The sequence below is a fragment of the Shewanella sp. Koi 1 genome, assembly GCF_052907445.1.
In genome coordinates, this window is record NZ_JBREJM010000001.1 from 3747941 (window position 1) to 3761845 (window position 13905).

10 protein-coding genes and 1 pseudogene are annotated in these 13905 nt (G+C 48.9%); 3 read left to right on the forward strand and 8 right to left on the reverse strand.

Annotated features, from left to right (window positions below):
• Positions 1-65: 65 nt before the first annotated feature.
• Positions 66-1958, forward strand: coding sequence for a methyl-accepting chemotaxis protein (locus tag ACUZ8J_RS16565; protein ID WP_446694394.1), 1893 nt, complete (start codon positions 66-68; stop codon positions 1956-1958).
• A 100-nt stretch (positions 1959-2058) separates the two neighbouring features.
• Here the strand turns inward: ACUZ8J_RS16565 and ACUZ8J_RS16570 are convergent, their stop codons facing one another.
• Positions 2059-3507, reverse strand: coding sequence for a sensor domain-containing protein (locus ACUZ8J_RS16570; protein ID WP_089068351.1), 1449 nt, complete (start codon positions 3505-3507; stop codon positions 2059-2061).
• 289 nt (positions 3508-3796) lie between these two features.
• Here ACUZ8J_RS16570 and ACUZ8J_RS16575 point away from each other — a divergent pair, with 289 nt between their 5' ends.
• Positions 3797-4747, forward strand: coding sequence for a DUF72 domain-containing protein (locus ACUZ8J_RS16575; protein WP_446694395.1), 951 nt, complete (start codon positions 3797-3799; stop codon positions 4745-4747).
• A gap of 12 nt (positions 4748-4759) precedes the next feature.
• On the opposite strand, the gene ACUZ8J_RS16580 is transcribed toward ACUZ8J_RS16575, so the two are convergent.
• The 6 genes from ACUZ8J_RS16580 to ACUZ8J_RS16605 form a co-directional block, all read right to left on the reverse strand.
• The gene (locus ACUZ8J_RS16580; RefSeq protein WP_086902110.1) at positions 4760-6229 is read right to left on the reverse strand and encodes an inorganic phosphate transporter; all 1470 of its coding nucleotides are present in this window, start codon (positions 6227-6229) and stop codon (positions 4760-4762) included.
• 194 nt (positions 6230-6423) lie between these two features.
• On the reverse strand, positions 6424-8100 hold the full coding sequence (locus ACUZ8J_RS16585) for a glucan biosynthesis protein (protein ID WP_164717923.1): 1677 nt from the start codon (positions 8098-8100) through the stop codon (positions 6424-6426).
• A gap of 256 nt (positions 8101-8356) precedes the next feature.
• Positions 8357-9832: a carbon starvation CstA family protein gene (locus ACUZ8J_RS16590; protein WP_011716023.1), complete on the reverse strand. Its 1476-nt coding sequence runs from the start codon at positions 9830-9832 to the stop codon at positions 8357-8359.
• Between the two features lie 227 nt (positions 9833-10059).
• Positions 10060-10536 carry a GNAT family N-acetyltransferase gene (locus ACUZ8J_RS16595; protein WP_011716022.1) on the reverse strand — a complete coding sequence of 159 codons (477 nt, stop codon included), beginning with the start codon at positions 10534-10536 and terminating at the stop codon, positions 10060-10062.
• A gap of 185 nt (positions 10537-10721) precedes the next feature.
• Positions 10722-11456: an LrgB family protein gene (locus ACUZ8J_RS16600; protein ID WP_011716021.1), complete on the reverse strand. Its 735-nt coding sequence runs from the start codon at positions 11454-11456 to the stop codon at positions 10722-10724.
• Positions 11456-11890 (reverse strand): CidA/LrgA family protein, encoded by a 435-nt coding sequence (locus ACUZ8J_RS16605; RefSeq protein WP_446694396.1) that lies wholly within the window; start codon positions 11888-11890, stop codon positions 11456-11458. The genes ACUZ8J_RS16600 and ACUZ8J_RS16605 overlap by 1 nt, the downstream gene beginning before the upstream one ends.
• Before the next feature lie 120 nt (positions 11891-12010).
• Here ACUZ8J_RS16605 and ACUZ8J_RS16610 point away from each other — a divergent pair, with 120 nt between their 5' ends.
• Entirely contained in the window at positions 12011-12901 is an 891-nt protein-coding gene (locus ACUZ8J_RS16610; protein WP_446694397.1) for a LysR substrate-binding domain-containing protein, read from the forward strand.
• Positions 12902-12905: 4 nt separating this feature from the next.
• On the opposite strand, the pseudogene ACUZ8J_RS16615 reads toward ACUZ8J_RS16610, so the two are convergent.
• Positions 12906-13729 (reverse strand): annotated as a pseudogene (locus ACUZ8J_RS16615) (hypothetical protein).
• Between the last annotated feature and the right edge of the window lie 176 nt (positions 13730-13905).

Genomic DNA, 13905 nt, shown 5'->3' on the forward strand with positions numbered 1-13905 from the left:
TTCACACTTTCAGCCGCTATACTCTATTGACGTTAGACAGCTAACGGAATTTAAAGGAATTAAATATGAGATCAACACTCAAAACCCGCCTACTCTTTAGTAGTCTTTTCGCCGTTCTCATTACTGTTGCAGTACTGGTAAGCATTTCAAGCTATTTCATCCGCAATAACGCCTTACAAAACACCCAACATGAAATTGATCAACTGGCGAACACCTTTGCCGAAGGGATTGGCCTGTGGATGCAAGATCGCAAAATGGCGATTACCAGCCTTAAAAAGACCGTAGAAGCCGATCCTAATGTGCAGATCACGCCCTATTTATTACAAGCCCACAATGGCATGGGATTCGCGCTGACCTATTTTGGCGATGAACAAGGCAACATGTACCGCCAAGATCCCGCGCTAAACACGGCTAACTATGATCCCAGAGTCCGTCCTTGGTATATGGACGCCAAAGCCGCCAATGCGATGGTGATGACGGCGCCCTATGTTAGCGCGACCTTGAAAAAACAAGTGGTGACCATTGCCGAGCCAGTCATGGTCTCGGGTAGCCTATTCGGGGTGGCCGCAGCAAACCTCACCATAGACCAGCTCACCGATGCGGTTCAGCGCCTTCAAGTCCCAGGTAAAGGCTACACCTTAATGGTAGACAGGACAGGGCTTATCATCAGCCATCCCAATAGCCAGCTCAACAATCAACAGCTGAACACCATAGATAAAGACTTTACCCCCAGCTGGTTATCCCAACGGGCAAATGCCAATACCTTAGAAGAGCGTGAACTCGGTGGCGAAACTCAACTCATTTATGTGGCGGCAATACCGTCCACCGATTGGGAGTTGATTTTCGTGATGAACAAAGAGGAGATCATGTCGCAGGCCACCACACTCGCTTGGTGGATGTCCGCCGTCGGTGCCGCGTTACTGGTCCTCTTCGGCTTGGTTCTCGTGGCTATCTTCAAAATTCAATTTAAAGACCTAGAACGCGTAGCCTTGGCACTCAATGATATTGCCGAAGGGGATGGTGACCTGACAATGAGAATTCACACAGCCAACAGCCACGACGAGATTGGCATCTTGGCCTCGGGCTTTAACCGCTTCGTCGAGCGCCTGCATGGCATGATCTCCAGAATGCACAAGATTGCAGGCCAACTGGAATATCAAGCCCAGGGCAGCAGTGCATCTGCCACGGATAATAGCCAGCGCATCGCCGTGCAGCAGGACGAAGTGACTATGGTGGCGACCGCTGTCACTGAGATGGCGAGCGCCACCGAAGAGATTGCTAGCAACGCCGAGCATACCGCGCAAACGGCACAAGATGCGGTTGGTCTGTCGAACCACGGCCAAAAACAAGTGATGCAGAGTCAGCAATCGATCCGCAACTTGGCCAATGAGGTCGAAACTGCGGGCCGTATTATCAGCGAGTTGAACGAACACTCGCAAAAAATTAATAGCATCCTGCTCACCATCAGTGGCATTGCCGAACAAACCAACTTGCTGGCGTTAAACGCCGCCATTGAAGCCGCCCGCGCCGGTGAACAAGGTCGCGGCTTTGCCGTGGTAGCCGACGAAGTGCGCGTGTTGTCGCAGCGAACTCACTCCTCGACCCAAGAAATTCAGGCGATGATCGAAACCTTACAGCAAACTGCGGGTAAGGCGGTTAAATCTATGACACAAAGCCATGATATGGCTGAAACCAGTGTCGCCGACGCCAACTCGGCCAGTGAGAGCCTGCTACAGATCAGCAAAGCCATTAATGAGATCTCGGATATGGCGAGCCAGATTGCCACCGCAGCAGAAGAACAAACCTCGGTCACCAGCGAAATTAACCGTAATACCGAGTCGATTCGCGAAGTTTCTGAAAACCTCTCCATCGAGGCGCAAAGCTCTATGGTACAAGCGCAGGAATTGGCTCATTTAGCCGCCTCGCTGCAACAGGAAGTCGGCCGCTTTAAGCTATAAATGCGCCAACGCCCTATGCCCTATGCCCTAACGCATCGCCACGCTATAAAAAATCCCCGATAATGTTGAGCTTATCGGGGATTTTTTTATAAAGATCACACTAGCGCTTCAAGGCCTCTCGATGGGGTTGGATTAAGGGTTCGAAATAGCTGGTCTTTAAGCCTTGATAACCCATTTCAATCCGATTGCCACCATTACGCTTCGCCTTGTACATCGCCGTATCGGCGCAGGACAACAGTTGTTTTTCATCCCTGCCATGCTCGGGATAGAGGGCAATTCCAATGCTCGGCAAAATATGGACCTGTTGATTAACCAGCTCAAAAGGCTGGTTAAGCACTTCTAAGATTTTTTGGGCGACGAGCAAGGTATTCTGCGCCGAATCGACACGCTCAAGCAGGATCACAAACTCATCGCCACCAAAACGGGCAACCGTATCCGAGTTTCTCACGCATCCCAAGATCCGCTGGGCGGTGATTTGTAGTAAGAGATCGCCCACGCCATGGCCATAGGTATCATTCACCCATTTAAACTTGTCTAAGTCCAAATAGAGTAAGGAGAAATAGCTCGACTCACGATTCGCGCGTGATAGCGCCTTTTGGAATCTGTCATAAAACAACTCACGATTAGGCAAATGGGTGAGTTGGTCATAAAGTGCAATATGCTCTAACCGCGCCAACATCTGCCGCCGCTCAATCGCAAAAGCGACTTGGGTCGACACAAACTCCAGTAACTCACAATCCTGCTGAGTGTAAGCCCGAGAATCAGGGGTACTGTGCATAATCAAGGCGCCGATAATGCCCTTCTGCAATGTTAGCGGCACGCCAAGCCAACTTATGGCTTGCGGATTTTCTTGCTGATTTTTTTGCGGGCCTACTTGCGAATAACAAAGCTCACTTTCAACCGCAGAAACAGGCCGAGTCATGGGGCAAAGCAGCATAGACTCTGCGCTTTGGATCACTTGCTCGGTAAAATGATCGAAACTGGCGGATTGCGCCGGATTTTGCTCCCCCGCCAACACACGATAGGGAAAATCTAACTCATTAAGATCGGCATCATACAGCGCGATAGCAAAATTATCCGTCGGTAACAGTTTGGCTAGGATCTGGTGAATGCGTCGATACAGTGCGAGGAGATCTTCGGTAACATGCACCGCCTCAGAAATCTCATACAGCGCAGCCTGGCGCCGCTCGGCGGCTTTGCTTTTAGTGATATCGCGAGCGACGGCAATCCGCTGCTGGCGATCCTCAGACCAACGGGCAGACCAGAGAATATCGACCAGTGAGCCATCTTTACGAACATAACGATTTTCAAAATCGAGCTTATAACTGCCCGCCATAATGTCATTGGCGGCGGCCAGTGTGCGTTCTCTATCTTCTGGATAAACAAGATCTAACATCTGCATCCCCAGCATTTCATCTGGGGTATAACCAAAAATACGCTCGGCGCCCGCACTGACAAACTCGAAGCGCCCGGTTTTATCGACGACGCAGATAGCATCTAATAACAAATCAACAAATTGGCTTAGGGAAGTATAACCATCGTTTTTCACACAACTCTCCAACTATGCCGAGGGTTTATTTACGTCATGAGGCCCATTAACAAACCGGGGAAATCCCCGCCATTAAAGTCCAAAACACAGAATAACATACTATTAGAGTAGGTTAATTACCATGACAGTTCCAAGCTAAATCCAGCGCAATCTCGCCCGCATACTGATAAAAGCCAGCGGTGGATTTGACGGACACAAACCGATTTAAGCACAATACCCTAAAGGGCGATGGCATAAGTCGCCCACTTATGCCTCATTCCAGTGTTTAGCCAGTTAAGTAGGAGTATGTTTGACGTCGTTCCAGTCCCCTCCCCATAGCGCGCGACAATTACGTCTCGGGCTTGCCATGTGGTCGCATAACCATTGGCAAGAAAGTGTTTATGGTTCAAGCACTAAACAAGCTGAAAGACTTGCCCGCTATGCCAGTATCTTCAATACAGTGGAAGGCAACACCAGCTTTTACGCGACGCCAAATGCGCAAACAGTGATGAATTGGCACAGCGCCACTCCCGATGATTTTCGCTTTACCTTTAAACTGCCACAAACCATCACCCATCAAAAGCAGTTGCAGGATTGTCAGCAGGAGTTATTGGCCTTCTTCCAAGTGATGTCGCCCTTGGTTGAAAAAACTGGCTTGTGGAAAATTCAGCTCCCTGCCTCATTTGGCCCCGAACAGCTGCCAGTGTTAGCAGGTTTTTTTGATCTTTTACCGCAAGGTTTAAGCTATGGCGTCGAGGTTCGCCATTTAGCCTTTTTTGCCAAGGGAGACGCCGAGCGAGCACTGAATCGCCTGCTGATGGACAGACAAGTCAATCGCATCATCATGGACAGTCGCCCGCTGTTTGCCCTGCCGCCCGCCAACGAAGCGATTATCGATGCCCATAAAAAAAAGCCACAGGTGCCCGTTCACGCTATCGCGACCGCCCATACGCCCGTGGTGCGTTTTATTGGCCAAACGGATGGCACAATTGAAGCCTTAGCGGCGAGTAACGATAAATTGCAGGTGAAGAATAACGATAGCTTTTTTAACAACTGGCTAAGGCAACTCGCACTCTGGATAAAAGAAGGGCGCGAGCCCTATCTGTTTATCCATACGCCCGATAACCAGACCGCGCCCGAATTAGCGGTACGTTTATACCAGCAGTTGCAGCAACAACTGGCCGATGAAATCAGCTTGCCCACTATTCAGTTGCATAAAGCGTTGGCAGAGTCTGCCGCGCAGATGCAACTGACGTGGTAAAAGGAATTTAGCTTAACCCCAGAGCGCGTTAGCCAAGATAAACACCAATGCAGATAAGAGCATGGTAATCGGCAATGTCAGTACCCAAGCTAATAAAATCTGCTTAATGGTTTGGCTTTGTAAGCCAGAGCGATTAGCCACCATAGTGCCCGCCACCGCCGAAGACAGAATATGGGTGGTTGAAACCGGCATCCCCGTCACGCTAGCAATCCCAATCGATGCCGCCGCCGTCACCTGCGCCGCAATCCCTTGGCTGTAGGTCATCCCCGAGGAGCCTATCTTCTCACCGACCGTATAAACAATGCGGCGCCACCCCACTAAGGTGCCACAGCCCAAGGCCGTCGCAATGGCTACTATCACCCACAAAGGCGCGTATTCGGTTGACTTAGTTAGGTCCTTACGCCATTTATTGAGTGATGTTAACTCTTTGGCGGGTAAGTCTAATTTTGCCACTTTGCGCGCAGTGTCATCGATACACAGCAGCAAACGACGCACTTCACGACGTTCTTCGACACTCATCTCTTGAAAACTGCTGGCCTTATCTAAACGGCGATCGAGCAGCGACATGGCCGGTAACACGGTTTGTGCCGAGCAGTGGCTCAGTAAAGTGTCAGTCACATTCACTTGTGCTTTAACATCCACCAGATCGCTAATCACAGCTTGATTGCGACTGTAGATAGCCATAATACGGCGGTTAGCATCCTGTGTTCTCGCCAAATCATAGGATTGGCTACTCATGTCGAGGGCAAAATACGCTGGTGCCATACAGATCAGCACCAGCATCACTAAACCAATGCCTTTTTGGCCATCGTTAGAACCGTGGGCAAAGCTCACCCCCATGGCCGAGGCTATCAAACTGACGCGCGCCCAGAACGGCGGATGGCGTTTGCCATTAATCTGAAATTGTTCATCGGGGGTGCGGTGTATCTTGTGCTTTTGCCACACGTACTTCATTAGCAATAACAGTATCCCCGCCAGCACAAATCCCAGCGTGGGCGAAATGATCAACGACAGCATAATCTGCGTGGCTTTGGTGAGATTAATGCCGTGCAGTACAGGTTCATTGTGTATCCAGGCGAATGCGCCGCCAACACCCATAATCGAGCCAATCAGGGTATGGGAACTGGAGGCAGGAATACCAAAATACCAAGTCCCTAAGTTCCAAATAATGGCCGAAAAGAGTAGTGAGAACACCATCAACAGCCCTTGGGTTGAATCCATTCCCAGTAAAGAATCGACGGGCAAGAGATGCACTATAGCGTAGGCGACGCCAAGTCCACCGAGCAGCACTCCGGCAAAGTTGAACAGGGCTGAAGAAATCACCGCGAGGTTGGCAGGCATTGCCTTGGTGTAGATGACTGTGGCAACAGCATTGGCGGTATCGTGGAAACCATTGATAAATTCGTAGGCCAGCACAAATAACACCGCCAGCACTAAAGCTACCGACCAACCCAGGCCGATAGAAGTCAATATCTCAAACATGAATCGCTAACCTATAACGAGGACGCCACAGATTACGCCTAAGGTTGGCCTCTTTGACAGTGAAAAATTATTTAGATTTGCAAAAAGTGAATCAGTCCTCAATAACTCCGTGTCAGGCTTGCATTTAACAAATCCGCTAATGCAAAAACGCCAGCACAGGGCTGGCGTTTTAAGATTTAACACTGAGTCACGGCTTACTGCAGATGACCGGCGTTATGCAATTCACGCTCGTTCACTGGTGGTGGTGTCCACTGGTACATCCAGGTCTCAGTTAACGGCTGACCATCTACCTCTAAGTAAACTCTGAGGTTAATTGGCTCAACGCTGTCTTCTGGCGGCACTAGGTCAAACATAGCGCGGTAACCGTTGATCGCATGTTGTGGGCGAGCAGATTCGATTTCTACACGACCCTGAGAGGTCGAAATCACCGCTTTCACTTGGGTATCTTTACCCAGCATAGGTAAGGAACCACCAGCAAAATCAATCACAAAGCGCTTGCTATAGTACTTACGCTTTTGACCAACCACACCACCAATACCGGTAAAGGTATCGACTACGCGGGCACGGGGTGACTGCACGGGTGGAATACCGCCCCAGTACATGTTGTAGCTATAGAGTAACTCTTGACCCGGTTGAATGGGCTCAGCAGGGTTCCAAAACGCCACGATATTGTCGAAGGTTTCATCCAGTGTTGGAATTTCCACTAACTGCACCGAACCTTTACCCCAGTTGCCAGTTGGCTCAATCCACAGGCTTGGACGCTTCTCGTAGAACACACCATCATCTTGATAATGGTCGAAGTTACGGTCGCGCTGCATTAAACCAAAGCCCTTTGGATTCTCATCGCTATAGGCATTGAAACGCAGGTTGCTTGGGTTACCCAGCGGACGCCAAATCCATTCACCGTTACCCGTGTGCATGGCAAGACCGTCTGAATCGTGGATCTCTTGGCGCCAGTCGTAACCCGTGCGGCGATCGTTTTCACCCACCATGTACATACTGGTCAATGGTGCAACGCCTAAACGTTCGATGGCTTTACGCGGGTAAATCGCCGCATCGACCTTCATTTTTAAACGCTCACCCGGCTCGATATCGAAACGGTAAGCCCCTGTTACACTTGGTGAATCTAACAGAGCGTACACAGTCGCAATATTAGAACCCGGTTGTGGTTTCTCTAACCAGAAACGGGTAAACATAGGAAATTCTTCAGGCTTAGGCAGCGCAGTGTCTACCGCTAAACCACGGGCAGATAGACCATATTGCATTTCTTGACCTACGGCGCGGAAATAGCTGGCACCTAAGAAGGCGACCACGTCACGCTGCCAGTCGGTATTAAACTGCATTCTAAACCCAGCAAAGCCTAGGTCTTTCGGTAGTTGGCTACCCTTTACCTTGGATTTACCGTAATCGAACATGGAAGACGAATATTCGATAAGCTTTGCCTTGCCATTTTCCAATTGGTAAATATGCACAGGCGTATCGAAGTACAGACCTAAGTGGAATAACTCGGCGCGAAACTCCGAATCATCCTCACGCCACAGGGCGGCTTTTTTCTTGAAATGGAACTGCTGGTAATCATCCCAGCTCATGCCCTGTAAGCTTTTTGGCAACTCGCCCTTATGGCTCACATAGGACTCAGTCGCCAGCGTATGGGCATAGCCTTTCAACCAGGCGTAGCTAAACTCTTCTTCCTGCGGTGCACTCGCCTTACCCGCTGCACAAGCAGATAAGCTTAACAACACGCTGCAAGTGAGTAGCACACTGCCCACCATGCGTTGTAAACGGCTACGGGTAGACTGAGCTTCCACCGACGGCATCACCATCGGCTCACGATTTAAATGTCTTTGTTCGGGAAATAAATTGGGTTGCATAAGCAGACTCTGATTTGGTGTAACTTCCTGACACTTCTCTGCAAAAGTAAGCAATATTGCAGTGACTGCCCTGTGGAGAACTGTTGATGACAGTGATAACCATACCTCTATCTCCATCAGTTCGCCAGAATCTAACATAATTTCGACGCAATGGAATATGTCACAGTGACAATATTCAATACTGACGCCAGTTTATGAAAATAGTATTAAAAAGGGCTGCAAAATGCAGCCCTTAGCAATCATAAAACCGATGAGGTTAAGAGTTTGTATCCAGCACTGTTTTGCGTTTGTTGTGGGCAATAATCAAGGCCACTAAACACACCACGCCGACCGCAATCCCCACGGGTTGACTCAGAGATTGAGGCAAGCCTAAACCAATACCCGCCGTCATGATGTAAGAGATGGTGACACAGGTTCCGGCAATCGCAGGCAAACTCACAATCCAATGGAAGCTGCCTCTATCGAACAGGTACTTAGTCGCCAACCACAGCACGCTTGTCGATAACAGCATGTTTGAGAAGGCAAAATAACGCCAGATCAAGGAGAAGTCGATCTTAGTCATAAAGTAAGCGATAGTCAGGATAGGCGCCGCCACCAACAAACGGTTACGCATACTCTGTGGGATGTTAAAGGCGTCGATAATGGTGAGACGCAGCGATCTAAATGCAGTATCACCCGAGGTAATAGGGAATACAGCCACCGCAATAATCGCCATCACACCGCCTAATACACCAAGATAGCTAGTAGCCACTTGGTTAACGACCAGGCCTGGACCACCTTGGTCGAGTAAGCTCTTAAGCTCAACGTAACCACCTGGGAAGGCCGCAATACCCGCAGTCGCCCACACACAAGCTACAACACCTTCAGCCACCATAGCGCCATAGTAAACGGGGCGAACGTATTTCTCGTTGGTCAGGCAGCGCGCCATAATAGGTGCTTGAGTCGAGTGAAAACCACTGATTGCACCACAGGTAATAGTCACAAACAGCAATGGCCAAATCGGTAAACCGTCTGGGTTTGGCTCGAGTAACTCATTGTTGTAATGGCTGTGGTTGAAGTAAGCAAACACATCGCCCATTTCGGGTAACTGTGGCGCGCTGATCAGCAGAGCAACCGCAATCGAAGTGGTCATGACGATCATCAACAGACCAAAAGCGGGATACAGCTTAGTGATGATCTTATCGATTGGCAGCATAGTGGCTAAGAAGTAATAAGCCAAAATCACTAACACCCAGAAGGTGTTATTGCCAAAAATGGTGTCTTTAAAATAGTCGAGGTTACTTAACAGGCCCGCAGGGCTCATGATAAACACCACGCCCACGAAGAACAGTAACATCGCAGTAAACAGCAGCATCACGCCTTTAAAGTAGACATTAAAGTAGTGACCGGCGATTTCTGGCAGGCTCTTACCGTCTTCTTTAATGCTTAACACGCCCGAGAAATAGTCGTGTACCGCGCCGCCAATAATGTTACCTAACACAATCCAGAGTAAGGCGACTGGACCATATAAAGCACCTAGGATAGGACCAAAAATCGGGCCGACACCGGCAACGTTTAAGAATTGGATCAAAAACGCTTTGGCGGGGTGAACGGGCACATAGTCCACACCATCTTCGAATCTTGCTTGGGGAGTTTGCGCTTTAGGATCAATCCCTGCTTGGCGCTCAACAAATGGGCTATAAAACTTGTATGCCAGCACTAAGAGCGCAAGGCATAAGAAGAAAATAAACATTATTTAATTATCCATACTTTAGTAGGAGGTGATTAAATGGAGAGTTTCATTGAGTTAGCCAATGAGGTCAAGCCATCAGGTACTAGACTAAAGTCGGGTTGATAAATCTAAATTTACGATAAAACACGTATATCTAAATAGATTTATTAAATAATGTATCGGCTCCCAATATGCCAAAATCTCAGGTTAAGGGCTTTAAGCTTTTGGTTAGCGTGACGGTTTAAGCATCAGCGCAGCACAAACTCCAACAAAGGCGCCACATCGTCTGCCTCTTGAATGAGTCTGTCCATCTTTACAAATCCATGGCGCAGCAACACCCGCTGAGACGCAAGATTATGCTGTGCTACATGGGCAAAAAGCGGCCTTGAGGTCACTAAAGGTAAAAACGCGCTTAAGGTTAAGGTTGCTACCCCGCGCCCCCAAAATGCGCGGTCAATCCAGTAACCAATCATCGCCTGACCATCCATATGCCAATGGCCAATATTGCCAACCAGCAAGCCATCGACTTCTATCCCCCGTGCCAGTACCGACGCCTGTCCGAGAATATTTTGCTGCCAATGAAGGTAAAACGCCTCACGATCCCGCGAGGGAAATTGCGCCAATTGGGAGGCAATCGGATCCTGTTGATGGGTGAAGATCAACTCCAGATCGTCTTGCCCTATGGGTCTCAATGTCACATTCGATACCCGTGTTTGCTTATCCATCCTATGTCCCTATTTGATTTAATTTAGTGCCACTTTATTTTGACATTAGCCGCCAGCTAAAAAAATGGGCGCATAACCCAAGCAGAGGTTAGCGCCCTAAGAGGCAAAACAACATCATTAAAACTGACAAAATCACATTTAAGGTAGAGAGGGTTAACGCAAATTCAGCACATCACTCTCGAACACTAACTAAAGATCACGGCAAATACGGGCGCGCCCAGCACCATGGCGATTCCGATAAAAATCATGGTCAAACTGGCAATAACGCCCTCTTGCTGGCCTAACTCACTGGCTTTTGCGGCGCCCGCACCGTGGGCCGAAGCGCCCAATGCCACGCCCTTACCTAAAGACGTACGAATGTGCATCAGCTTGAACAGCGGCTCACATACCAACATGCCGATAATGCCGGTGATGAGCACCATCATGGCGGTCAGTTCTGGCACACCGCCAAAGGCGCTTGTCGCCTCCATCGCAAAGGGCGTAGATACCGAACGCACCAACAAGCTCTTAGACAGCTCGACCGGCAGTGGCACAAATTTCACTAACAGCCAGCTAGAAATCATGCCCAACAACAATCCCGCTATCACCCCAAGGGCAATGGTCAGCGGATATTGGCGAATGAGTTTACGCTCCCGATAAATCGGCAAGGCAAATGCGATTGTCGCAGGTGCTAACATCGCCATTAACCAATGGGTGTATTCAAAATAAGTCGGCAGTGGAATATCGAGATTAAACACCAAGAGCGTAATCACTACAGGCGCGAGTACAATCGGCGCCAACCACCACACACGGTGAAGCCTATATAAACGCTTGGCTGCAAAGTAACAGAATAGCGTTAATAACAAGCTGATAAGTGCCAATCCCGTCTGCGAAAACAGTAACTCGGAAATCGCTGCAGGGCTTAAATTCAGGCTCGACATTAAGCGGCCTTAGCATGCCGACGTGCATGCTTTTTGATATTGAGTTGACGCTCGAATCGAAATACTCGGTCAACCACAAATCCCGTGCCCACCATCACGCACACACTGCCCATGACTAAGGTGAAGAGAATATTCACCCCATATTGCTCAAACAGTCCTTCGTACTTGATAACAGAGATCACTGGCGGAATAAAAAACAGCAGCAACTCACCAATCAACCAAGCGGCACCAAGCTGCACCGCATTTTCAGGGATTAGCTTAGTCGCGAGTAAAATCAGTAAGATACCTAAACCTAAAACACTACCAGGCACAGGTAAATGCGCCCAAGAGGCTAACCAATGGCAGGCGAAAGACAATAAACAAAAGAGGCCAATTTGAGTTAACAATAAAGCCCCATGACGGCATCGACGTATTGCGGCTTGTAGGAAAGACATGCGGTTTCTCGATTTACACTAAAGTTGCTATGGGAATATTTTAGTCTTGCCTATTAAATAAAAAAAATGAATATTAAGCATGTAATCCATGAATTTTAAGAATGTATTATCGAGGCGAGAATGGATCTTAAAGTGCTGCGTTATTTTATCGAGATCATCGATGCCGGCGGTTTTGGTAAGGCCAGTGAAAAGGTTCATCTCACCCAACCCGCCCTCTCCAAGGCGCTGCGCCAATTAGAGGAAGAACTCGATCTGGTACTACTCGAGCGCGGCAAGCGTGGCACTCAGGTTAAGCTCACCCAAGCGGGAGAAGTGGTCTATCGCCATGGCAAGGAGTTGCTCGCTGGGCGACAACGCATGCTGGCCGAACTCAGTGCCCAGCGCAGTTTAACCGCAGGCGAATTGAAACTCGGTCTCGCGCCACTCGGCAGTGCTGAAATTTTTGCCCCTATCATTGCCAAATATCGCCAGCAATATCCGCAAATTGATATGCACCTGCTGGTGCGCGGCGGTGTGGAGCAAACCTTAGCGATTCAAAAGGGTGAAATTGAACTGGCCACCGGGATTATCAACTTCGACGATGGTTACCACGGCATTCGGGTGTTTAACGATCCCATGGTGGTGGTGCTGCCCAAGGAGAATCCCCTCACCTCACAAGCTATGCTGTCGATCCACGACTTAGTCGACGAGCCACAAGTGATGTTTGAAACCGAATATACCTTGTACCAACTCGTATTAACCGCTTGCCAACACGCAGGATTTACCCCTAAAAACATCACTCGAGTCAGCCAAGCCGACTTCGGTATTGCCCTTGTGGCGGCGGGCACGGGCGTGATGATACTGCCGCGCTCTATCGCGCGGCGTTACAGTGTCTCTGGGGTGGTGAATATTCCATTGGCGAGCGATGAACTGCGCTGGGAGTTATCACTGTTTTGGCGCAAAGAACAGGTGTTGTCCTTTGCGGCGAAGGCGATGATTGCGTTAGTGGAGAAACACTTAACGCAAAAGTAGCTCACTACCAAGGCACGACTAAGCTAAAACGCACTAAGGTATCGTTATCCCAAGGCAGGATGGGCAAGTAGTCGGGTGAGTGCACACTCTCCTTGGCATAGTGGTCGAGGTTGTATTCGGTATGCTCCACATACAGTAACCACTGCTGCCCTTCTCCCAATAATCCGTATCGTAACTCATGCTGAAGCGATATTGATTTTCAAGCCATTTATCACCGTCGTTCCAGTTTTGCGCGGCAAAACTCATGTTTAATTTAGGCGTAATATCAAAACCAAAACTGCCCATTAAGGTGTAAGCGAACTCGCCATTACCAAAATCGCCCCGATCGTAACCACGGGTACGGGGCACGTCGTCATCGATTTCTAAATAGTAATAACCTGCGCCCGCTTTTAACTGGGCCTGCGATTCCTGCCCCTGATAATTGGCGGTTAATTCAGGGAATAGCTTGGCTTGCTTTTCGATAGAACTCACAGTGTTACGTTTACCCTGTAGGTCCACTTGCCATCCGAAGAAGAAGCGAGGATCGATATGGTAGAACTCACCCGAGGCCACATAGTCCGATTTAAACCACACGGGAATATGGTCGGGGTCGAGATCGTCGGTATCAATGTCGATAAACATATCCAGCATGGCGGACAGGTAAATATCCGATGCAGTGGTATGTTCAATCATAATATTGCCGTTAAATCCAAAGGTATGTGAACTCTCCTGTTCCACAATAAAATCGTGTATCCCCATGGTGTAATGCCACTGGGTCGATTCTTCTGCACTGACCGAAGTTGCTAGACCCAAAAGGAGTGCCGCTGGTGCCAGAGTTAGGTATCTCACATTTCGCTCCATAAATTGCTATTTGATCCTGCATTAAGATTAGATTAACTGGGCATAATTTAATGAAGTTTTTACAATTTTTGTTAGAAATCGTTCATCGCTAACTATTTTAGCCGTAAAAATGAATAAAAAATGATATATCCCGCACAAGTGAAAGCCGAAAATTGCTATTCACG